This window comes from Cellulomonas sp. P2_B4, from assembly GCF_056404795.1.
Map to the genome: position 1 here is coordinate 70,420 of NZ_JBFUDI010000004.1, position 22,297 is coordinate 92,716.

At 72.1% G+C, this 22,297-nt stretch carries 20 protein-coding genes; 9 read left to right on the plus strand and 11 right to left on the minus strand.

Annotated elements, in window-relative coordinates; translation table 11 throughout:
• The first annotated feature begins 15 nt into the window (after nucleotides 1-15).
• The 7 genes from AC1DZC_RS08195 (at nucleotide 16) to AC1DZC_RS08225 (ending at nucleotide 4,881) form a co-directional block, all read left to right on the plus strand.
• The gene (locus AC1DZC_RS08195) at nucleotides 16-276 is read left to right on the plus strand and encodes a type II toxin-antitoxin system Phd/YefM family antitoxin (RefSeq protein ID WP_477042900.1); all 261 of its coding nucleotides are present in this window, start codon (nucleotides 16-18) and stop codon (nucleotides 274-276) included.
• A gap of 10 nt (nucleotides 277-286) precedes the next feature.
• Nucleotides 287-697: a type II toxin-antitoxin system VapC family toxin gene (locus tag AC1DZC_RS08200; protein ID WP_477042901.1), complete on the plus strand. Its 411-nt coding sequence runs from the start codon at nucleotides 287-289 to the stop codon at nucleotides 695-697.
• A gap of 22 nt (nucleotides 698-719) precedes the next feature.
• On the plus strand, nucleotides 720-1,055 hold the full coding sequence (locus AC1DZC_RS08205) for a DUF2516 family protein (RefSeq protein WP_477038463.1): 336 nt from the start codon (nucleotides 720-722) through the stop codon (nucleotides 1,053-1,055).
• Nucleotides 1,056-1,057: 2 nt separating this feature from the next.
• Nucleotides 1,058-2,014, plus strand: coding sequence for an asparaginase (locus tag AC1DZC_RS08210; RefSeq protein ID WP_477042902.1), 957 nt, complete (start codon nucleotides 1,058-1,060; stop codon nucleotides 2,012-2,014).
• Nucleotides 2,011-2,442, plus strand: a complete 432-nt coding sequence (gene dtd, locus AC1DZC_RS08215) for a D-aminoacyl-tRNA deacylase (RefSeq protein ID WP_477042903.1) — start codon at nucleotides 2,011-2,013, stop codon at nucleotides 2,440-2,442. The genes AC1DZC_RS08210 and dtd overlap by 4 nt, the downstream gene beginning before the upstream one ends.
• A gap of 164 nt (nucleotides 2,443-2,606) precedes the next feature.
• Entirely contained in the window at nucleotides 2,607-3,524 is a 918-nt protein-coding gene (locus tag AC1DZC_RS08220; RefSeq protein WP_477042904.1) for an ABC transporter substrate-binding protein, read from the plus strand.
• A gap of 850 nt (nucleotides 3,525-4,374) precedes the next feature.
• A complete protein-coding gene (locus tag AC1DZC_RS08225) occupies nucleotides 4,375-4,881 on the plus strand; it encodes an O-acetyl-ADP-ribose deacetylase (RefSeq protein ID WP_477042905.1) in 507 nt (168 codons plus the stop codon).
• 4 nt (nucleotides 4,882-4,885) lie between these two features.
• On the opposite strand, the gene AC1DZC_RS08230 is transcribed toward AC1DZC_RS08225, so the two are convergent.
• From AC1DZC_RS08230 to AC1DZC_RS08275, 10 genes are all read right to left on the minus strand, one after another.
• Complete coding sequence (locus tag AC1DZC_RS08230) at nucleotides 4,886-5,746, minus strand: aldo/keto reductase (protein WP_477042906.1); 861 nt, start codon at nucleotides 5,744-5,746, stop codon at nucleotides 4,886-4,888.
• 70 nt (nucleotides 5,747-5,816) lie between these two features.
• Complete coding sequence (locus tag AC1DZC_RS08235) at nucleotides 5,817-7,925, minus strand: MMPL family transporter (RefSeq protein WP_477042907.1); 2,109 nt, start codon at nucleotides 7,923-7,925, stop codon at nucleotides 5,817-5,819.
• A gap of 180 nt (nucleotides 7,926-8,105) precedes the next feature.
• Nucleotides 8,106-9,140 (minus strand): aminotransferase class V-fold PLP-dependent enzyme, encoded by a 1,035-nt coding sequence (locus AC1DZC_RS08240; RefSeq protein WP_477042908.1) that lies wholly within the window; start codon nucleotides 9,138-9,140, stop codon nucleotides 8,106-8,108.
• A gap of 57 nt (nucleotides 9,141-9,197) precedes the next feature.
• A complete protein-coding gene (locus AC1DZC_RS08245; protein ID WP_477042909.1) occupies nucleotides 9,198-10,322 on the minus strand; it encodes a class I SAM-dependent methyltransferase in 1,125 nt (374 codons plus the stop codon).
• 95 nt (nucleotides 10,323-10,417) lie between these two features.
• Entirely contained in the window at nucleotides 10,418-10,975 is a 558-nt protein-coding gene (locus AC1DZC_RS08250) for an alpha/beta hydrolase family protein (protein ID WP_477042910.1), read from the minus strand.
• Nucleotides 10,972-11,724: an HAD family hydrolase gene (locus AC1DZC_RS08255; RefSeq protein WP_477043054.1), complete on the minus strand. Its 753-nt coding sequence runs from the start codon at nucleotides 11,722-11,724 to the stop codon at nucleotides 10,972-10,974. Before AC1DZC_RS08255 ends, AC1DZC_RS08250 begins: the two co-directional genes overlap by 4 nt.
• A gap of 94 nt (nucleotides 11,725-11,818) precedes the next feature.
• Nucleotides 11,819-13,072, minus strand: a complete 1,254-nt coding sequence (locus tag AC1DZC_RS08260; RefSeq protein WP_477042911.1) for an allantoate amidohydrolase — start codon at nucleotides 13,070-13,072, stop codon at nucleotides 11,819-11,821.
• The gene (locus AC1DZC_RS08265) at nucleotides 13,072-14,283 is read right to left on the minus strand and encodes a pyridoxal-phosphate-dependent aminotransferase family protein (RefSeq protein ID WP_477042912.1); all 1,212 of its coding nucleotides are present in this window, start codon (nucleotides 14,281-14,283) and stop codon (nucleotides 13,072-13,074) included. Before AC1DZC_RS08265 ends, AC1DZC_RS08260 begins: the two co-directional genes overlap by 1 nt.
• Nucleotides 14,280-15,824, minus strand: a complete 1,545-nt coding sequence (locus AC1DZC_RS08270) for an AtzH-like domain-containing protein (protein WP_477042913.1) — start codon at nucleotides 15,822-15,824, stop codon at nucleotides 14,280-14,282. Before AC1DZC_RS08270 ends, AC1DZC_RS08265 begins: the two co-directional genes overlap by 4 nt.
• A complete protein-coding gene (locus AC1DZC_RS08275; protein ID WP_477042914.1) occupies nucleotides 15,821-16,891 on the minus strand; it encodes an acetamidase/formamidase family protein in 1,071 nt (356 codons plus the stop codon). The genes AC1DZC_RS08270 and AC1DZC_RS08275 overlap by 4 nt, the downstream gene beginning before the upstream one ends.
• Nucleotides 16,892-16,956: 65 nt before the next feature.
• On the opposite strand from AC1DZC_RS08275, the gene AC1DZC_RS08280 reads away from it, so the two are divergent.
• Complete coding sequence (locus AC1DZC_RS08280) at nucleotides 16,957-17,598, plus strand: YoaK family protein (RefSeq protein WP_477043055.1); 642 nt, start codon at nucleotides 16,957-16,959, stop codon at nucleotides 17,596-17,598.
• A gap of 4 nt (nucleotides 17,599-17,602) precedes the next feature.
• Here the strand turns inward: AC1DZC_RS08280 and allB are convergent, their stop codons facing one another.
• Nucleotides 17,603-18,937, minus strand: a complete 1,335-nt coding sequence (gene allB / locus AC1DZC_RS08285; RefSeq protein ID WP_477042915.1) for an allantoinase AllB — start codon at nucleotides 18,935-18,937, stop codon at nucleotides 17,603-17,605.
• Nucleotides 18,938-19,638: 701 nt separating this feature from the next.
• Between allB and AC1DZC_RS08290 the strand changes: the two genes are divergently transcribed.
• Entirely contained in the window at nucleotides 19,639-22,221 is a 2,583-nt protein-coding gene (locus AC1DZC_RS08290) for an ATP-dependent Clp protease ATP-binding subunit (RefSeq protein WP_477038446.1), read from the plus strand.
• Nucleotides 22,222-22,297 lie beyond the last annotated feature (76 nt).

A 22,297-nucleotide genomic window follows, 5' to 3' on the forward strand; every position in this document is an offset into this window, starting at 1 on the left:
CGGTACGGTCGCCGTGTGGACGTCTCGGTCAGCGCGCTGCGCGCAGAGCTCAAGCAATGGATCGAGGCCGCGCGCACCGGCGAGGACGTGGTGATCACCGAACGTGGGATCCCCGTCGCCCGGCTGAGCGGCATCGAGTCGGCGGACCTGCTGACGCGCCTCGAGCGCGAGGGTCTGCTCACGCCCGCCGCCGCACCGCGCCCCGCGGCGAGGGCCGGCGACAAGGCCGCGGCCAAGGGCGGGGTCTCCGACCTGGTCCGCCGGCTGCGGCGCTGACGGGGCTCCGATGGCGATCGTCTACCTCGACACGAGCGCGCTCGTGAAGCTCGTCGTCGACGAGCCCGGGTCCGCGCTCGCGGCCGCGCTGTGGGACGGCGCCGACCTCGTCGTGACCTCGCGGCTGGCGGACGCCGAGGTGCGGGCGGTGCTCGCCAGCGGTCACCGGTCCGGTCGCCTGGAAGGTCGGGAGGCCGGCGCCGAGTGGGAGCGGCTCTGGCCGGGGCTCCACGTGATCGAGCTGGGCGTGAGCGTCACGACGAGGGCCGCGGAGCTCGTCGACCAGCACCCCCTGCGCGCCGCCGACGCCCTGCACCTCGCCTCCGCGCTGGAGCTGCGCTCGCCGGACCTGGTCGTGGCCGTCTGGGACGAGCACCTCGCCGCGGCGGCGCGCGCCGAGGGTCTGCGGGTCGTCCCGTGACGTCGTCTCGTAGGCTCACCCCGTGATCGCCTCCATGCAGCTGCTGCTGTTCTTCGTCTTCTACTTCGCCATCCTCGCGATCTCGGCGTGGGCGCTGATCGACCTGTCGCGGCGGCCCGCGAGCGCGTTCACGCAGGCCGGCAAGCTCACGAAGACCAAGTGGGGCCTGATCCTGGGTGCGGCGACGATGATCGCGTTCATCTCGCTGCCGTACCCGCTGAACCTCCCGTTCCCGGACTTCCTGGCGCTGCTGTCCGCGGTCGCGGCGATCGTGTACCTGGTGGACGTGAAGCCCGCGATCGCCCCGTACTCCCGGCGTCGGGGCGGCGGCCCGAGCCGCCCGTCCGGCGGCTGGTGACCGTGTCCGACGTCGCCTCGGCGGCCGTCCCGCTCGCGCGGGTGCTGCGGGGTGACCTCGTCGAGTCCGTGCACCTCGGTCACCTGGTGGTGCTGGCGCCCGACGGGTCGGTGCGGCTGGCGCTCGGCGACCCGTCTGTCACGATCTGGGCGCGGTCGTCGCTCAAGCCGCTGCAGGCCGTCGCGATGCTGCGCGCCGGGCTCGACGTCGACCGGGCGCTGCTGGCCCTCGTCTGCGCCAGCCACAACGGCGAGGGCGGCCACCTGGCCGTCGTCCGCACGCTGCTGTCGCTGGCAGGCGTGGGTTCCGACGACCTGCGCAACACCCCCGACTGGCCGCTGGACCCGGACGCGGCCTTCCAGTGGCGCTCCGACGGGCACGGCACGGAACCGATCACCCAGAACTGCTCCGGCAAGCACGCCGGGATGCTCGCGACCTGCGCGGAGAACGGCTGGTCGCTGGGCGACTACCTCGACCCGGCCCACCCGCTCCAGGAGGCGGTCCGGGCGACGGTGGCGGACCTGACCGGCGTCCCCGTCGAGCTCGAGACCGTCGACGGCTGCGGAGCGCCCCTGTTCTCGACGACGCTGCTCGGCCTGGCGCGCTCGTTCGGTCGGGTGGCGGCGTCGGACGACGGGCCCGAGGCGCGGGTCGCGCGCGCGATGTCCGGCCACCCCTGGCACGTCGCGGGAACCGGACGGGACGCCACGCGGTTCATGGAGGCCGTGCCGGGGCTCGTCGCGAAGGACGGTGCCGACGGTGTCTACGCGGCGGGGCTGTCCGACGGGTCCGCGGTGGCGTTCAAGATCCTCGACGGATCCGCGCGACCCCGGCCCGCGGTGCTCGCCGCCGCGCTCGTCGTCGCCGGGGTCGACCCCGGGCTCGTCGAGGCCGTCGGGCTGACGCCGGTGCTCGGGCACGGGGTCCCCGTCGGCGAGGTCGTGGCAGCCCTGGCATGAGGGCCGTCGTCCAGCGCGTCACGCGCGCGTCCGTGACGGTCGACGGGATCGTCGTCGGCGCGATCGACCGGCCCGGGCTGCTGGCGTTCGTCGGGGTGACGCCCGGCGACGGACCGGAGCAGGTGGAGCTCATCGCCCGCAAGATCGCCGAGCTGCGCATCCTGCGCGACGAGCAGGCCGCCGTCGACATCGGTGCTCCGGTGCTCGTCGTCAGCCAGTTCACGCTCTACGCGGACACCCGCAAGGGCCGGCGCCCGACATGGAACGCGGCGGCTCCGAGAGCGGTTGCAGAGCCTTTGGTGGATGAAGTTGTGGCGGCTCTGCGCGCTCGCGGGCTCGAGGTCGCGACGGGCGTTTTCGGGGCGGACATGGCCGTTGAACTGGTCAATGACGGTCCGACGACCATCCTGCTGGAGTCGAACGCCTGACCCCCGACGGCGCATTTGGCGATTAGTCCGATTCCGTGATATGGGCTACCGGGTCGTAACATCCGCCAACGCTGTCACACGACCGCCTCGGACCGGGGCGTGCGGTGATCTCGTCCACCAGTTGCGACAACTTGGCGCCCGGACCGGGCGTCGCAGGAGGTCCCGTGCGTCGTCCTCGTCTCGTCCTCACGACCGCCGCACTCGGTGCGGCCGCCCTGCTCCTCACCGCGTGCGGTGCCGACAGCGGGGGCTCCGCCTCGGTGCTGCCGCCCGACGACAACCAGTCCTTCGGCCCGAGCGCCATGGTCAAGGACGACGCCATCGCGGCCCTCGTGCCCGAGGAGATCGCGAGCACCGGCACGCTCGTCGTCGGGACCGACACGTCCTACGCCCCGGCCGAGTACATCGACGAGTTCGGCGAGGCCGCCGGCTACGACATCGACATCGCGAGGGCCGTCGCGGCCGTCCTCGGCCTGAAGGCGGACATCCAGTCCGCCGACTTCGGCGCGATCATCCCGGAGACCGGGTCGACATACGACCTCGGCATCTCGTCGTTCACCATCAACGCCGAGCGCCTGGCCGACGTCAACATGATCCAGTACTTCCAGGCCGGCGAGGCCTTCGCCGTGGAGAAGGGGAACCCCCAGCAGATCTCCGGCGGCGACCTGTGCGGCCTGACGGTCGGCGTCCAGACGGGCACGATCGAGGAGGAGGAGCTCGCCACCCTCGCGGACGACTGCAAGGCCGCCGGCAAGGAGGACATCACGCCGCTGAGCTTCGCCAAGCAGACCGACGTGACGGCGGCGCTGACGGCCGGCAAGGCCGACATCATGTACGCGGACTCCCCGATCATCGCCCACGCGATCCTCGAGGAGGCCGGGCGGCTCGAGCAGCTCGGTGAGGTGTTCGCGAGCGCCCCGCAGGGCATCGTCGTCGCGAAGGACGACCAGGCCCTCGCCGGCGCGGTCCAGAAGGCCATGCAGAAGCTCATCGACAGCGGCGACTACGGCCGGATCCTCACCGGTTGGGGCACCCAGGCCGGCGCCGTCACCACCGCCGACCTCAACCCCGCGGCCGGCTGAGCCTCGGGCGGTCACCAGAGCGGACGCCTCGGGGCGGTCACCAGAGCGGACGCCTCGGGGCCGTCACCGGGGCTGACGCCTGCGCGGTCATCAGACATGGAGAAGGGCCCCTCGGAGTAAGCGTCCGAGGGGCCCTTCCGTGACCGTAGGCCGATGGCCTCCGGCGAACCGGCGACCGACGCCGCGCTGACGGTGCGGCTACGTCCCGACACCCGGTGCGTCACCTGCTCGCGCTCCCCCGAGGGGGCTCCCAAGCCGGCGACCCGCCGCGGGCGGGACGACTACGATCTACCACCCGGTCCGTAGCAACCCTCGCGTCGTCATCCGCGAGTCGTCGGGTCTCCCCTCCGATGTGGTCGCCCGTTCTCCGGCCGGCCCGAGCTCGACAGCCTGTCCCCGCCGGTTTCTGTCGCCCCCGAGGGGGTTCCGTCTTCGCCGGGCTCCGATGCCCCGAGAGGCTCCGGTGCCTGAGGTTCCGGTCTCGTCCGGTTCTGCGTCCGTCGGCGGTTCCTTCGCCCCCGGAGGGGTTCCGTCACCGGCCGGCTTCAACTCCCCGGAAGGGGCCCTTCACCTGCGGTTCTCGATCTGTCGATCTCGATGTGAGATTTCTAGTCCTGCCCCTCGACCCCCCGCAAGGGCTTCGGGAGGCTTTCTTTATCCACCGTTGACCCCACAGGGTCGTCCACAGGTTCACCTGCGGAAACGTGCTGTTAACACAGGCCTGTGGACGAAATTTGTGGATGAGTGGTGTGGCGTTCACCCGTCCGCCGGGTCGTCGCCGGTACCGTGGTCACCAGGTGAAGGCCCCTCGGAGTAAGCGTCCGAGGGGCCTTTCCCTTTGAATGGGTGGATGGACCTCGAGGCCGTCCACGGCGACATCACGACGCAGGACGTCGACGCGATCGTCAACGCCGCGAACTCCGGGCTGCTGGGCGGCGGCGGTGTCGACGGCGCGATCCACCGGGCGGCCGGGCCGTCGTTGCTCGCAGCGTGCCGGGAGCTGCGGCGCACGACGCTCCCGGACGGGCTGCCCGTCGGTGACGCCGTCGCCACGCCGGGGTTCCTGCTACCGGCCCGCTGGGTGATCCACACGGTCGGCCCGAACCGGCACGCCGGCCAGAGGGATCCTGCGCTGCTGGCGTCGTGCTTCCGACGGTCGTTGGAGGTGGCCGACGAGGTCGGCGCAACCCGCGTCGCGTTCCCGGCGGTGAGCGCCGGCGTGTACGGGTGGGCGATGACGGACGTCGCGCGGATCGCCGTCGACAGCGTCCGGTCGGCGGCGACCCGCGTCGAGGTCGTGCGGTTCGTGCTCTTCTCCGCCGAGGCGCGCGCCGTGTTCGAGGACGCGATCGGCTGAGCGATCAGGCCGCGTCGAGCTCGACCAGCTCCTCGGGCCCGAGCAGGAGGTCCGCGGCGAGCACGGAGTCCTGGATGGACTCGGGACGCGAGGCGCCGGGGATCGGGATGACGACGGGCGCCTTCGAGAGCTCCCAGGCCAGGGCCACCTGCTGGGGGCTCACGTGGTGCGCCTCCGCGACCCGCTGGAACGCGTCGAACCGCGACCCCAGCCCACCGGCGCGGCCGATGCCACCGAGCGGGCTCCAGGGCAGGAACGCGAGGCCCAGCTCGGAGCACAGCTCGAGCTCCGGCTCCGACGAGCGGAACGCCGGCGAGAACTGGTTCTGCACGGAGACCAGCCGGCCACCGAGCACCTCCTGCGCGAGCCGGATCTGGTCGGGGTTCGCGTTGGAGATGCCCGCGAGCCGGATCTTGCCCGCGTCCAGCAGCTCGGCGAGCACGCCGACCGAGTCGGCGTAGGGGATGCGCGGGTCGGGGCGGTGGAACTGGTACAGGCCGATCGCGTCCACGCCGAGCCTGCTCAGGGAGTCCTCGACCGCCTGCCGCAGGTGCTGCGGGGAGCCGTCGACGTACCAGCTGCCGTCGCCGGGACGCAGGTGACCGCCCTTCGTCGCGACGAGGACGTCGGAGGTGTCGCCACCCCAGGTGCGCAGCCCTTCGGCGATGAGCGACTCGTTGTGCCCCACCTCGTCGGCGTGCAGGTGGTAGGCGTCGGCGGTGTCGATCAGTGTGACGCCGGCGTCGAGGGCGGCATGGATGGTGGACAGGGAGCGGTCGCGGTCCGGCCGGCCCTCGATCGACATCGGCATGCCGCCGAGTCCGATGGAGCTGACCTTCACGTTTCCGAGCAGTCGTGTGCGCATGGACCCATCACAGCTGGATCCGGCGCGGCCCGCATCCCCTCCAGGTGCGGACCGCGCCGGATCTGCTTGCTCAGGCGACGGGGAGCGGCGCCTCCTCAGCAGGGATCGCGGGGGCAGGGTCGGGCTTGCGGGCCAGCGAGCTGGGCCACCACATCATCTTGCCGATGTCGAGGTTCAGCGCCGTGACCAGCACGGACCGGACGACGAGGGTGTCGAGCAGGACGCCGAGCGCCACGGCGAACCCGATCTCGGCGAACGCCACCAGCGGCAGCGTGCCGAGCACCGCGAACGTGCCCGCGAGCACCAGGCCGGCCGACGTGATCACACCGCCGGTCGCCGCCAGGGCGACCAGCGAGCCCCGATGGTGCCCGATCCGGATGGTCTCCTCCCGGACTCTCGTCATCAGGAAGATGTTGTAGTCGATGCCCAGCGCGACCAGGAAGACGAAGACGAAGAGCGGGAACGCTGTGTCCGCACCCTCGTACCCGAACACGTACTTGAAGAACAGCGCGCTGATGCCGATGGCCGCGGCGAACGACAGGACGACCGTGCCGATGAGCACGAGCGGCCCGAGGACGGCCCGCAGCAGGATCATCAGGACGACGAAGACCACCAGCAGGATGATCGGGATGATCAGCTTGTTGTCGGCCACGGAGGCGCGCTGCACGTCGAGCGTGATGGCGCTGGTGCCTCCGACAAGGGCGTCGGCGTCGGGCACGGCGTGCACCGCGTCCCGGACCCGGTCGACGGTGTCGTAGGCGTCCTGGCTGTCGGGGGCGGACGTCAGCGTGCCCTCGATGTAGGTGACGCCGTTCTTGTCGCCCAGCGGCTGCACGCTGCCGGGGTCGATGCCCTCGACGTCCGCGAAGACGGCGACGACGTCGCTCGCCTGGTCGGTGTTCGCGATGACCACCACGGGGGAGCCGGCTCCGCCCGGGAAGTGTGCCGCGAGGACCTTCTCACCGGCGATCGAGGGCTGCTCGGACGTGAACGACCCCTCGTTGCTCAGGCCCGTCGCGTTGAGCGCGACGACACCGAACCCGGCGATGATCAGCAAGAGCGACGTGACGACCCAGGTGCGACGCGGGCGGCGCTCGATGCGGGTCCCGACCCGGGACCAGAAGCCGTGCTCCGACGGCTCCGAGTCACCGAGCTTCGGCGCACGAGGCCAGAACACCCAGCGACCGCAGGTGACGAGCAGCGCCGGCAGGAGCGTGAGCATGACGACCACGGCGACGACGATGCCGATGGCCGCGACCGGGCCGAGGCCGGCGGTGGAGGCGATCGAGGCGAAGAGCAGGACGAGCATCGAGATGGCGACGGTGGCGCCGCTGGCGATGATGGCCGGGCTGGCGCGGTGCAGGGCGAGCGCCATCGCCTCGTGCCGGTCGCCGTGCTTGCGCAGCTCTTCTCGATATCGAGCCGTCAGCAGCAGCGCGTAGTCGGTCCCGGCGCCGAACACGAGAACCGTGAGGATGCCGGCGCTCTGCGCGTTCACGGTCAGGCCGGCGTTGTCGGCGAGCAGGTAGATGATGGCCTGCGAGACCGTGAGCGCGACACCGGCCGAGATGACGGGCAGGAGCCACAGGATCGGGCTGCGGTAGGTGAGCAGCAGGATGATGATGACGACGGCGGCGGCGGAGAACAGCAGGGTGCTGTCCAGCCCCTCGAACGCCGCGGACGAGTCCGCGGCCGCGCCCGCCGGGCCGGTGATGTAGACGCTCATCCCGTCGGCGCCGTCCTCCGCGGTGGCGCGCAGGTCGGCCACCGCGTCGGCGGCCAGGTTCCAGCCGTCGCTGCCGAGGTCGAGCGGGACGATAATCTGGGCCGCCTCGCCGTCCTCCGACGGGATCGGCCCGACGACATCGCCGTCCAGCGTCTCGAGCGAGCCGAACTCCTTGGCGTCGGCGGCCGCGGCGGCCAGGTCGGCCTCGGTGAGGCCGCCGTCGCGCTGGTAGACGATCACGGCGGGGATCGTGTTGGACGAGACGAAGCCGCTGGCGACGTCGAGGACCTGGGTCGACTCGGCGCTCTGCGGCAGCCAGGACTTGGCGTCGTTGCTCTGGGCGTCGGTCAGCTTGCCCGCGAGAGGGCCGAGCACGGCGACGACGGCGAGCCAGAACGCGATGATGACGAACTTGACGTAGCGGTGGGTGATCCATCCGGCGACGTGGGCCATGGGAGATCCTCTGGTGGGGTTTTGTCGACGACGACTAGGAGGTGCGGCCAGCGCGCCTGGTGATACCGGCGTCTCGGCGTCTCGGCCGTGCTGTTCGAATCCTAGGATTCCGACAGTTCCCCGACCAGGGATATAGGGGATACCCCCGAGTCGACCCTCAGGCAGCCCCTAAGGTTCCTCTCAGGAAAGGGCTTTCACCGCACTGGCTACGTCGTTCTCGTCGTTCCAGACGTGGAATGCGAGGCGCACGCCGCCACCCCGGCCCGCCGTCCGACAGCCGTGCTCCGCCAGGCGGGCGCGCACGGACCCGGACTCGTCGTCGGGCACGCGGACGATCGCGCTGTCCGACGCCTCGAGCCCGATACCCGTGCGGAACGCGTTCGCGAGCGAGACGTCGTACGCGTGCACGGCGTCCCGGTCGGCCGCCGCGAACGCCTCCAGCGCCGGTGCCGCGCCCACCCAGGACAGCCACGCGGGCGAGACGTCGAACCGCCGCGCGTCGTCGGCGAGCGTCATCGACGGTCCGTAGACGCTGCCCCAGATGTCCTTGCCCGCGTACCAGCCCGCGCTCGTCGGACGCAGCTCGACGTCCGGGCGCACGGTCAGGAACGCGGTGCCGCGGGGCGCGCTCAGCCACTTGTAGGCGGCGCACACGGTCACGTCGTACGCGCCGGCGTCGACGGGCAGCCACCCGGCGGCCTGCGTGACGTCGCAGACGGTGCGCGCGCCGTGGGCCGCGGCGGCGTCGCGCACCGCGTCCGGGGCGACGCGTCCGTCGCGGGACTGCACCAGGGAGTACGCGACGACGTCGGTGGTCGGGCGGACCTCGTCGGCGAGCCGGTCCAGCGGGACGTGGCGCACCGTGATGCCGCGGTCGGCATGCACCTCGAACGGGAACGTCACGGACGTGAAGTCGCCCTCGACGGCCAGCACCTGCGCCCCGTCGGGAAGACTGGCCGCCACGAGACCGACCAGGACGCTGGCCTGGGAGCCGATCGCGACCGACTCCGGTCCGACGCCGACGATCCGGCCGTAGGCGGCCCGGCTCGCGGCGACGGTCTCGTCGTAGGCGGGGAGGTCGGCCTTGCCGGCCTGCCACGTGTCCAGCCCGTCGCGCATCGCCTCGACGGTCGCCCGGGACGGCAGCCCGCAGGTCGCTGCGTCGAGGTAGCCGGGCACGGGCGCGAACGAGGCGCGGAGCTGGTCGAGGTCCATGCTCTCGATGCTCCGTCGTGCACCGTCCGCAGACAATGGCCACTTCGGGACGAGCGGCTATGCCCGCCGGGTGGACACCGTGATCGTGAACTTCGCGTCGCGGGAGACCTGACGCGTGGGCCCGACGGTCCGTTCGAGCGCGGGCCGGTATTGCAGGTGCGAGTTCCAGACCGTCCACAGCTCGCCGCCGGGCCGCAGGATGCGCGCGGCCGCGTCGAACAGCTTGTGGGCGACGCCGGTGTGCACGCCCGCGCCCACGTGGAACGGGGGGTTGAGCACGACGAGGTCGACGCTCGCGTCCGGGACCGATGCGGCCGCGTCGTCCTGCAGGACGCTGACCTGCGCGGCGACGCCGTTCGCCTCCGCCGTCGCTGCGGCCGACGCGACGGCCGCCGCGGAGTCGTCCGTCGCGATCACGCCGACCGACGGTCGGCGGGTCGCCAGCACGGCCGCGAGCACCCCGGTGCCGCAGCCGAGGTCGACGGCGGTCGTCGCGTCCGGGAGCGCCTGGTCGAGCACCCCGAGCAGCGCCCGGGTGCCGACGTCGATCCGGGTCCCGGCGAACGCCGACCCGTGCGCGCACACGGTCAGCCCCAGGTCGTCGTGCCGCTGCGAGACCGGCCACGTCGACGGGGGCCCTTCCAGCGGGCGCGACGCGACCAGCACGCGGGACTTCTGTCGGGCGAGCTGCGGCTCGACGACGGCGAACCAGCGCCCCAGCACGTCGTTCATCGCCAGCGTCATGTGCTTGATCCGCCCGCCCGCGAACAGGCGCACCTCCGGGTCGGCGTGGGCCGAGACGAGCGCGGCGATCTCGTCGAGCGCGTCGAGCGACCGGGGGAGCTGCAGGAGGACGACGCGGGCTCCGCCGAGCGTCGTCGCGTCGAGAGGCCCGGACGTGTAGGTCCCGACGAGCCCCGTGCGCTCCGCGTTCGCGGCGAGCGCCCGCTCCGCCGAGCGCAGGTCCTGGTGCGTGCGCACGCCGCGGGCGCCGTGCAGCGCGACGGCACCGAGCGTGAGCGCCCCGTAGCGGTCACCGACCGCCACCACGTCGTCGGAGGAGGTGGCCAGCGCCGGTCCCGCCTCTTCGAGGAGGAGCCGGTCGGTCGCGTCGACCGCGACCAGCTCCGGGCCCTCGACGTCGGGCCAGCGCCGCAGCGCGTCGAGCGTGAACTCAGGCATCGCTCCCCCGTGTCGTGTGTGTCTGTCCGGCGACGCTATCCGACGGGGGTCGGGCACCAGGCTGCGCCCACCTGCACGGCCCCGAATAGGAGGAATCAGCCGATCGTGGCGAGCCAGTCCTTGACGGCCTGGGCGACGGCGCCGTTGTTGGACGGCGAGTGCGTCCCGGGCATGAGCACCAGCGTGAGCGGCCCCGGGATCGAGGCCAGATGCGTACGGAGCTCGTCGGGCGTGCCGAACGGGTCGCGCTCGCCCGAGACCGCGAGGACCGGGAGGTTCAGCGAGGCCAGGTGGGCGGTGCGCAGCTGGTCGGGCCGGCCGGGCGGGTGCAGCGGGTAGGACAGCAGGACGAGGCCGGCGGCGGGCTGACCCTCCGCGACGGCCATCGAGCACATCCGTCCGCCGAACGACCGGCCACCGAGGACGATCTGGTCGGGCTCGACGCCGAGCGCCTCGGCCATCGCGGAGGCGGTGGACCGCACGTGCGCGACCGCCACCGGCGCGCGCTCGGGCGCCCGGCTGCCCGACGCCCGGTTGGGGAAGTCGACGCGCAGGACCGGCAGCGGCTCGAGCGCCTCCTCGACCGCGACCAGCGGCGGGCTGTCACGGCTGGCGCTCGCGCCGGGGGTCAGCAGCAGTCCGGCGACGCTCACAGGCCGAGCACCGACCGGATCGTGCGGACCACGCCGTTGGCCGTGTTGGCCGGCGCGACGAACCGTGCGTGCGCCCGGACCTCGGGGTGGGCGTTGTCCATCGCGAACGACCACGCGGCCGCGTCGAGCAGGCCGACGTCGTTGAAGTAGTCGCCGAAGGCCATGGTCTGCTCGCGCGTCACGCCGAGGGTGTCCTGCACGTGCCGCAGGGCGAGGCCCTTGTCCGCGACCGCGTTCATGACGTCGACCCAGTGCTTGCCGGAGACCACCGCGCCGTCGAAGTGCGCGAGCAGCGGCCCGGCGCCCTCGTCGACGAGACCGAAGTCGTGGACGGCGACCTTGAGGATCTCGTCCTCGACCGCGAGCAGGTCGTCCACGTGCTCGAAGAGGGCGTAGTACGGGCGCACCTGCGACAGGAACGCCTCGTCGGTCCGCTCGACATAGGCCGAGCGCTTGCCGCACAGGACGGTGCCCACGTCGAGGTGCGTGGCGTTCCGCAGGACCTGGATCGCGTCACGCGCGACCGAGAGCGGGAGCGTCTCCGAGCTCACCTCGACGTCGTCGCGGACCACGTACGCGCCGTTCTCCGCGATGTAGACGAGCTCCGGGCGGCCGATCTGCCGGCGCAGGGCTGCGAACTGGCGGCCGCTCGCGGGACACAGGGCGATCCCACGGGAGGCGAGCTCGTCGAGCAGCGGCCAGAACTCGTCGTGGATCTGCTTGTCGTCGTCGAGCAGGGTGCCGTCCATGTCGACGGCGATGAGCCGGATGTCGGGGACGTGGCTGAACGACGGGGGATCGTGGACCTGTTGTGGGAAGACTTGTGTCACGGGGTCGATTCTCTCAGGCCGCCTCGCGGGCCAGGTGCTCGACGGTGGCGGTCATGGCCCGCAGGCCGGTCTCGACGTCCGCGAGGCTGACGGACTCGTCGGGGTGGTGGCTGATCCCGTCGGGGTTGCGCAGGAAGAGCATGCCGACGCCCGTGACCGCCCCGATCGCCATCGCGTCGTGGCCGGCGCGGCTGAACATGGTCGGTGCCTCGCCGCTGCCGAGGTCCTCGATACCCGCGCGCACGACGTCCTGCAGGAGCCCGTCGCACCAGACCGCGGGGGCCTCGTGGATCTGCTTCGAGGTCCACGTGAGCCCGCGCCTGCCCGCGATCCGGTCGATCTCCCGGGAGATGTCCGCCCACACCCGGTCCCGGTCGTCGTCATGCTCACCGCGCAGGTCGACGGTCAGCCGTGCCTCGCCCGGCACCACGTTGACCGCGCCGGGGAAGGTCTCCAGCCGCCCGACCGTGCCGACGATGTGGTGCTCCGCCCGGCAGATCCGCTCGACGGCCAGCGTGGCCTCCGAGGCGCCGAGCAGAGCGTCGTGCCGGTCCTCGTAGCGGGTGCCGCCCGCGTGCCGGGCCTCGCCGAGGATCTGCACGGAGAACCGGCGCGCGCTGGCGATCGACGTCACGACGCCGAGCGGCCGGTTCGACCGGTCGAGGTCGGGGCCCTGCTCGATGTGGGCCTCGAGGTAGCCGGCCAGGGTCGACGGCTTGCGCGCTGCGGCGTCGATCCGCCCGGGGTCCAGCCCGAACTCCCGGAACGCGGTCTTGAGCGACGTCCCGTGCTCGTCGGTGAGGTCCCACCAGGCGGGGTTCCACTGCCCGGCCATCGCGGAGCTGCCGAGCAGCGCGGTGCCGAAGCGTGCGCCCTCCTCGTCCCAGAACGCGACGACGTCGAGGCCGAACCTGAGCGACGACGCGCGCGGCTTCAGGAGGCGCACCACCTCGATCGCCATGAGCACGCCGAGGATCCCGTCGTACCGGCCGGCGTCGCGGACGCTGTCGAGGTGCGAGCCCAGCAGCAACGACGGCGCCTCGGGGTCCTTCCCGTCCAGATGCCCGTTGAGGTTGCCGGCCTCGTCCTGCCACGTGTCCAGCCCGACCTCACGCATCCAGCGGGACGCGAGGCGGTTGACGCGCGCGTGCTCGGGCGAGAGGTAGACGCGCTCGATCCCGCCCTCCATCGAGGAGTAGCGGGCGAGCTCGTCGCACCGCGCCATGATCCGTCGCGCAGCGTCCCCGAACACAGCCCCCTCGAACATCAGCCCCACGCCTCGTACGCCGCGTCCACGCCGCCGCCGGCGGGCACGGACGCACCGTGGCGCCGCAGCACCTGCTCGAGCGCGGCGAGGGTGGTGAGCACCGTGTCCAGGCGCGCGTTGGTGCCCATGGTCCCGATCCGCCAGACGCGCCCGTGCAGCGGCCCGAACGACGTGCCGATCTCGATGGAGAAGTCATCGAGCATGTCGGCGCGCACGGCGTCGCCCTCGACGACGTCCGGGATGTACACGGCCACGACGTTGTTCATCTTGTGCTCGAGCGACCCGAAGACCGACAGACCCATCCCCTGCACGCCCGCCAGCATCGCGCGGCCGGCTCGCTCGTGCCGGGCGATCACCGCCTGGCGACCCTCCTCGAGGATCACGCGCGCGCACTCGTGGGCGCCGTAGAGCATGGTCGTCGCCTCGGTGTGGTGGTTGAGCCGCCGCGGACCCCAGTAGTCGAGGATCATGCCGAGGTCGAAGTAGTTGGAGTGCACGGGTTCGCCGGTGTCCTCGTCGGACTCGTCGCGGATCCCCGCCTCGATCCGGGTGCGGCTCCGGATCTCGGCCACGGCTCGGTCGGACAGGCTGATCGGCGCGCTGCCCGACGGACCGCTCAGGCACTTCTGCAGCCCGGCCGTCGCCGCGTCCAGGCCCCACGCGTCCATCTCGAAGGCGTTGCCGCCCAGCGAGGCCGTCGCGTCCGTGTAGAACAGCACGCCGTGCTTCGCGCAGATCGCGCCCAGCTCGTCGAGCGGCTGGTTCATGGTCGTGGACGTGTCGCCCTGCACGATCGCGAGCAGATGGGGCTTCACCTTCGTGATGGCGTCCTCGATCGCCGACGGCGTGAACACCTGGCCCCACTCGACCTCGATGGTGTGCACCTCGGCCTGCGCGCGCAGCGCGATCTCGGCGAGCAGGTGCCCGAACCGGCCGAACACCGGCACCAGGACGCGCTGGCCCGGGCGCACGAGCGACACGATCGCCGCCTCGATCCCTGCCCGCGACGTGCCGTCGACCAGCATCGTCGCCTCGTTCGTCGTCGAGAAGATCTGTCGGTACAGCGCCTGCGTCTCGTTCATGTACCCCGTCATGACCGGGTCGTACTGGCCGACGAGCGGCGTGGACATCGCCCGCAGCACACGCGGGTCGGCGTTGACCGGCCCCGGGCCCATGAGCAGTCGGGGAGGCGGGTTGACCGGGCGTGTCATGCGAGTTCTCCAGACGTGAGGCGGCGCGCGTGGCGCACCAGGGACAGGTCGCTCCCGCGAGGGCCGACGAGGCACACACCGACCGGTGCGACGCCGAGGGGGCTGTCGACCCGCAGCGCCGGGACGCTCAGCGCGGGCAGCCCGCCGATGCCGGCCAGCGCGGTCATCCGCAGGGTCGCGGCGCGGACGTCCTCGAGCGGGGCGTTGCGCGCGGGTGCGGGGCCGGGAGTGGTGGGCAGGACGAGGACGGAATCGGCGACGAGGGACCGCACGAGCTTCGCGTACACGGCGAGCTGCTCGCGCCCGTCAGCCTCCTGCCCGGGCGTGACGGCCGACGCGATCGCGAACCGTGCGCGGACGTCCGGACCGGTCGCGTCGGGGTGGTCGGTGACCCACTGGCCGTGCGTGCGCCAGGCCTCGGCCGCCTGGACCACGCGGAACGTCTCGTACCAGTCGTCGAGGGAGCCGACGTCCACGAGCTCGGTGTCCCGGCCGTCGCACCAGGCCTCGAACGCCGCACGCGTCGCCGGTTCGGCGGCCTTGAGAGCCTCGCGCGGGATGCGCAGCAGGTCGGGCAGCGTCGGCTCCTCGTGCGCACCCTCGTCCGCTGGCTCGTCGACCGCCGACTCCAGGCACCACGACGCGACCGTCTCGAGCGTCGCGCCGTCGCGGGTCAGCCAGCCGACCGTGTCGAAGCTCGGCGCGAGCGAGACCATCCCCTGCCGGGGCACCAGCCCGTGCGTCGTGCGCAGCCCCCACAGGCCCTGGTAGCTGGCCGGGACGCGGATCGAGCCGGCGGTGTCGCTGGCCAGCCCGACGTCCGCCTGCCCGGTGGCGACCGCGGTCGCCGGCCCGCTCGACGACCCGCCCGGCAGCGCGCCCGGCACCGCCCCGTTGACCGGGGTGCCGTAGTGCGCGTTGGTGCCGGCGATCGAGTAGGCGAGCTCGTCGGTGCGGGCCAGGCCGCGGATGGAGGCGCCGCCGCGCAGGAGGTCGAGGACGACCGGTGCGTGCTGACGCTCGCGCTCCGCGTCGTGCAGCCAGGTCGGGTTGCCCGCCCCGATCCGGTAGCCCTTGATCGCGAACAGGTCCTTGACCGCGACCCGCAGCCCCAGCAGCGGACCCTCGAACGCGCCCTGGTAGAGCGGGTCGCCGACCGTGCGCCAGACGGACTTGTCGAAGCTCGCGGTCCGCCCGGTGACGTGTGCGGCGATGATCCGCCACCGTCCGTCGGCCCGCTGCCACACCTGCGTCTGCAGCCCGGTGCCGCCGCCGACGTAGCGGCTCGTCGCGACGATCAGCCAGCAGTCGTCGGCGAGCTGCCGGGTCTCGACGCGATCCAGGCTTCGCGGAGCGACGCCGCCGCGGCCGCTGCGGAACGCGCGGATGGCGTCGTGGCCCACGAGCAGCCCGGCGGCGTCGCCGCGCATCGTCTGCGGCCCCGGGGCGAACGAGTCGTCGAGGACGGCGACGTCGTCCGTCCCGATGGCGGTCTCGTAGGCCTCGAACGCCGTCCAGAGGTCGGCCGGAACGTCCCTCACAGGGTCACCTCGTCGAAGTCGGCCACGCGGATCCGGGCGTGCACGCCGCACACCAGGTCGACCACCTGGGAGATGTCGAAGTCCGTCGCGGCGGACAGGTACGCGTAGGCCAGGTGCTCGTCCATGCCCCAGCGTGCCTGCAACAGCGCGATCGCGGCGCGGACGCAGCGGCGCATGGCCTCGCCGAGGTCTTTGTCGAGGCCCGTCGGCACGAGGTACTCGTCCGTCCGGACGAGCGGTCCGTCGAGAACGCCGAACTGCGTCGTCGCGACGTCCGCGGGCACCACGTCGAACCGCAGCGTGGCCCGCAGCGACGCCTCCAGGGCCGTCAGGGCGACCTCCCCGTCGCCCTGCGCGAAGTGCGGGTCGCCGACGTAGGCGAGGGCGCCGGGCACCTGCACGGGGAGGTAGAGGGTGGCGCCGACCTGCAGCAGGTTGATGTCGATGTTGCCGCCGTAAGCACCGGGCGGGACCGAGTGCGGCCTGGCAGAGCCGGCCGCCGCGACGCCCATGATCCCCAGGAACGGCGCGAGCGGGAACGCGATGTCGCGCGCGCCGCCCTCGACGACCGGGAGCCGCCCGTGACCCTCGACGACCGGCGTGAAGACGCTGACCTCGCCGGCGCCGCGCGGCAGCTCGCCGGCCAGCGCGCCACGCCCGTGCCGGTTCGAGATGACGCCGTACGGGACGCGGGGCGTGGTCTCCAGGACGGTGATCGCGAGCAGGTCGCCGGGCATCGCACCCTCGACGAAGATCGGGCCGGTGACGATGTGCGGGCCGTCGTCCGGTCCCCGCTCCAGGGCGGCACCGATCTCGATCGCGTCCGCCAGGACGTCCTCGGGCGCGATCCCGTGGCCCGTGAAGTACGCCAGCGGGTCGCTGCCCTGGTCCGCGAGCAGGCCCTCGTGCGACACGGTGTCGATGGTCACCGTGTCGCCGTCGGCGATGCGCAGGACGGGCTCGTCGGCGCCGCAGGGGAGCCGGCCCCAGAGCACCGTCGACGGTGTCGACGGCAGGTAGGTGGCCGACGTCACCAGGCCCTCGCCGGGCTGCAACGTTGCACTCATCGGGCCCCGCCCCCCACCATGACGCCGTGAAGACATGGGACGACGGGCGCCGACACCTGGTGCTGATGCTGGCACTGACGTTCACGACGGGCATCGTCGACGCGGTCGGCTACCTGGGCCTGGACCGCGTGTTCACGGCGAACATGACCGGCAACGTGGTCATCCTCGGCATGGCGCTCGTGGGCGGCGACGACCTGCCGGTGCTCGGCCCGCTCATCGCGCTCGGTGCGTTCCTCGCGGGTGCCGCGCTCGGCGGCCGGGTGCTGCGGACCTCGCCCGCGGGCTGGTCGCACCGCACGAGCCTGACGTTCATCGCGACCGGTGTGCTCGCCGTCGGGCTGGGTGTCGCGGCCGTGATCGCACCGCCGGAGCAGGGGCAGGTCTGGGCCCTGGTCGTGACCGGTCTGCTCGCCGTGGCGATGGGCCTGCAGGCCGCGACCGCGCGCCGGCTGGCCGTGAAGGACGTGACCACCGTGGTCGTCACGAGCACGCTGACCGGCCTCGCCGCAGACTCCCGCCTGGCGGGCGGGACGGGCGACGGCTGGGCGCGTCGCTCCCTCGCGGTCGGCCTGATCCTGGTCGGCGCTGCCGTCGGGGCGCTGCTGCTCAAGGCGGGCGGCGAGCGCGGGGTCGGCGTGGGGATGCTGGTGGCGGGGGTGCTCGCGCTGGTCACCGCGGGTCTGGGGCACCGGCACCGGGAAGCCTGAGCGCTCAGGCACGGGCGGCCTCCGGCAGGAGCGTCCGGCCCGCTCCCGGGCGGGCGACGGCACCGTCGCGCACGATCGGTTCGCCGTGCAGCCAGACGGTCCGCGCGACGCCCGCGACGGTCGCGCCGTCGTAGGGCGACACCGGGTTCTTGTGCTCGAGGGCGTGCACGTCGACCAGCCACTCGTCGTCGGATGCGAACGCGACCAGGTGCGCCGGGGCACCGTCCTGGATCGAGCCGGCATCCAGTCCCGCCACGCGTGCCGGGCCGGTCGTGAAGAGCGGAAGGATCGCGTCGAGCGGCAGCCCGCGCCGGCGCGCCTCCGTCCACACCACCGTGAACCCCAGCTGCAGACCGGCGATGCCGCCCCAGGACAGGCCGAAGTCGCCGTCGCCCACGCTCTTCACGTCGACCGTGGCCGGGGAGTGGTCCGAGACGATCGCGTCGAACGTTCCGTCCAGCACCGCCTGCCACAGCAGGTCCTGGTTGGCGCCGTCGCGGATGGGCGGGCAGCACTTGAACTGGGTGCCGCCGACGGGGACGTCCTCGGCGCGCAGGGTCAGGTAGTGCGGGCAGGTCTCGACGGTGAGCGGCAGCCCCTCGGCCCTGGCGGCGCGGACGAGGTCGAGGGAGTCGGCCGCCGAGACGTGCAGGATGTGCGCGCGGGCACCGGTCCGGCGCATCGCCTCGATGACGTGTGCGATCGCCTCGCGCTCGGACACCGGCGGCCGGGAGGCGACGAAGTCGTCGTACGAGCGACCGTGCGCCTCGTGCAGGTGCGTCGGGTCCTCCGCGTGCACGATCAGGACGCTGCCGATCGACGCGATCTCGGCGAGGGCGGGCTCCAGGAGGTCGGCCGGCAGGTACGCGAACTCGTCCACCCCCGAGGGCGCCAGGAACGCCTTGAACCCGCGGACGCCCGCGTCGTGCAGGGCCTGCAACGAGCCGAGGTTGCCCGGGACCGCCCCGCCCCAGAACGCCACGTCGCCGGTCAGCTTGCCGTCGGTCGCGTCCTTCTTGGCCTCCAGCGCCTCGACCGTGGTCGTGGGCGGGATCGAGTTGAGCGGCATGTCGACGATCGTCGTGACGCCGCCCGCGGCGGCCGCGCGGGTGGCCGACGCGAACCCCTCCCACGCGGTGCGCCCCGGCTCGTTGACGTGCACGTGCGAGTCGACCAGACCCGGCAGGAGGACCTGGTCGTCGGGGAGCGTGACCGGGTCGTCGCAGGGTGCGTCGAACGGCAGGACCGCCGTGATCACACCCCCGCTGACCTGCACCTGGGCAGGCCGGAAGACTCCGTCCACCCAGGCACGCTGCGCGCGCACGACAAGATCAGGCATGCGTCCTCCTGGTGTGTCTACCGGATCCCATCAGGCTATGGCCACAGTGCCTCAAGGGGTGTTTCCGACGTATTTCCCACGACGGGAAGACGTCCGCCGGGCCGGATCTCGAACCCGGACAGCAGGCCGCCCCGTCCTCATCGACCGCCGGGCGGCACTCGTCGACGATCCGAGCCGTGCGGGGGTCGATCCGGGAGATCTCGCCGACGGACGGCTCGGTCACGTACAGCGCACCGTCGGGGCCGACAGTGCTGCCGAACCCCCCGGACAGGCCGCTGGCCAGCAACGTCACGTCCGGCGCGGGTGGCGGTCGGTGTGCGCTCGCCGCGGATGGCGTGAGAACCAGCAACAGCGCGGCGGACAGCAGGACAAGACGTCGACGGGGACCCATGGGGACCCCTCCCCTCAGGAGCAGCTGCGAGTCGTTCGGGTTCGGGCCGCACGGTGCGTCGTCCACCCCGTGCACCCGGGACGTTTCTCCGGCGCTCATCGACGCTAGACCGGTCGCTCGACGGCGACGAGCCCCGCGATACCGGCGTGATACCGACCGGGTCGGGCCCCGGAGGGAGTACTCCGTCACGCCCCTGGCGAACACGGGCAGTCAGGGCACCACCTCGCCGTTAGCATCGAACAACGCCGCTCGTAGGCCCCCGGTGCGCCAGCCCGGGGATCGGTGGGCACGCAGCTCGTGAGGAGTGCACATGTTCGAGAGATTCACGGACCGAGCCCGTCGCGTGGTCGTCCTTGCCCAAGAAGAGGCACGGATGCTCAACCACAACTACATCGGCACGGAACACATCCTCCTGGGACTGATCCACGAGGGTGAGGGTGTCGCCGCCAAGGCGCTGGAGTCGCTCGGCATCTCGCTGGAGGCCGTGCGTGCGCAGGTGCAGGAGATCATCGGCGAGGGCCAGCAGGCTCCGTCGGGCCACATCCCCTTCACCCCGCGCGCCAAGAAGGTGCTCGAGCTGTCGCTGCGCGAGGCGCTGCAGCTGGGCCACAACTACATCGGCACCGAGCACATCCTGCTCGGGCTCATCCGCGAGGGTGAGGGCGTCGCCGCCCAGGTCCTCAACAAGCTCGGCGCGGACCTGAACCGCGTGCGCCAGCAGGTCATCCAGCTCGTCTCGGGGTACCAGGGCAAGGAACCCGTCGCCGCCGGCGGTCCGCAGGAGGGTCAGCCCTCGGGCTCGGCCGTCCTCGACCAGTTCGGTCGCAACCTCACGCAGGCTGCGCGCGACGGCAAGCTCGACCCGGTCATCGGGCGCGAGAAGGAGATCGAGCGGGTCATGCAGGTGCTGTCCCGCCGCACCAAGAACAACCCGGTCCTCATCGGGGAGCCCGGCGTCGGCAAGACGGCCGTCGTCGAGGGTCTCGCGCAGGACATCGTGCGCGGCGACGTGCCCGAGACGCTCAAGGACAAGCAGCTCTACACGCTGGACCTCGGCGCGCTCGTGGCCGGCTCCCGCTACCGCGGTGACTTCGAGGAGCGCCTGAAGAAGGTCCTCAAGGAGATCCGCACCCGCGGCGACATCATCCTGTTCATCGACGAGATCCACACGCTCGTCGGTGCGGGTGCCGCCGAGGGCGCGATCGACGCGGCCAGCATCCTCAAGCCCATGCTGGCGCGTGGCGAGCTGCAGACCATCGGTGCCACGACGCTCGACGAGTACCGCAAGTACGTCGAGAAGGACCCGGCCCTGGAGCGTCGCTTCCAGCCGATCCAGGTGGCCGAGCCGAACCTGGCGCACGCCATCGAGATCCTCAAGGGTCTGCGCGACCGGTACGAGGCGCACCACCGCGTGTCCATCACGGACGCCGCCCTGGTCGCCGCCGCCACGCTGGCGGACCGGTACGTCAACGACCGCTACCTGCCGGACAAGGCGATCGACCTGGTCGACGAGGCCGGCGCCCGCCTGCGCATCCGTCGCATGACGGCTCCCCCGGAGCTGCGCGAGCTCGACGAGCAGATCGCCGAGACGCGCCGCGACAAGGAGTCGGCGATCGACGAGCAGGACTTCGAGAAGGCAGCCCGTCTCCGCGACGCCGAGAAGCAGCTCGGTCTCAAGCGCGTGGAGAAGGAGAAGGCCTGGAAGTCCGGCGACCTCGACGCGGTCGCGGAGGTGGACGAGGAGCTCATCGCCGAGGTGCTGGCGAACGCCACGGGCATCCCGGTGTTCAAGCTCACCGAGGAGGAGTCCAGCCGTCTGCTCCACATGGAGGAGAACCTGCACAAGCGGGTCGTCGGCCAGGACGCCGCCATCAAGGCGCTCTCGCAGGCCATCCGTCGTACGCGTGCGGGTCTCAAGGACCCGAAGCGTCCCGGTGGTTCGTTCATCTTCGCCGGTCCGACCGGTGTCGGTAAGACGGAGCTCGCCAAGGCGCTCGCGGAGTTCCTCTTCGGCGACGAGGACGCGCTCATCCAGCTCGACATGTCCGAGTTCTCGGAGAAGCACACGGTCTCGCGGCTTTTCGGCTCGCCCCCCGGCTACGTCGGGTACGACGAGGGCGGTCAGCTCACCGAGAAGGTGCGGCGCAAGCCGTTCTCCGTGGTCCTCTTCGACGAGGTCGAGAAGGCCCACGCGGACATCTTCAACTCGCTCCTGCAGATTCTCGAGGACGGTCGCCTGACCGACTCGCAGGGCCGCGTGGTCGACTTCAAGAACACCGTGATCATCATGACCACCAACCTCGGCACCCGGGACATCGCCAAGGGCCTCATGACCGGCTTCCAGGCCGGCGGGGACCTGTCGACGTCGTACGAGCGCATGAAGTCGAAGGTCAACGACGAGCTCAAGCAGCACTTCCGTCCCGAGTTCCTCAACCGCGTCGACGACGTGGTCGTGTTCCCGCAGCTCTCCCAGCCGGAGATCTTCGCGATCGTCGACCTCATGGTCGCCAAGCTGGCCAAGCGTCTGCGCGACAAGGACATGGACATCGAGATCACGCCCGCGGCCAAGCAGCTGCTCTCGGAGAAGGGCTACGACCCGGTCCTGGGTGCGCGGCCGCTGCGCCGCGCGATCCAGCGGGAGATCGAGGACGCCCTGTCCGAGAAGATCCTGTTCGGTGAGCTCAAGGCCGGTCAGCTGATCATCGTGGACGCCGAGGGTGAGGGTCTGCTGGGGGAGTTCAGCTTCCGCGGCGTCCCGCGCGGCGCGCACGTGGACGAGCCGGTCAAGGTCGGCGCGTCGGTGGGCACCCCAGGTTCGGGCACCGACCTGCCCGCGGCCCCGCCCATCTCGGCCATCGGCGACGGAGGCACGGGCACGCTGCCCGCCCTCTGACGCATCGCTCGGTGGCGCCCCGTTCCCCCAGAGGGAGCGGGGCGTCGTCGTACCCGGACGAGACCGTCCCGCGGCC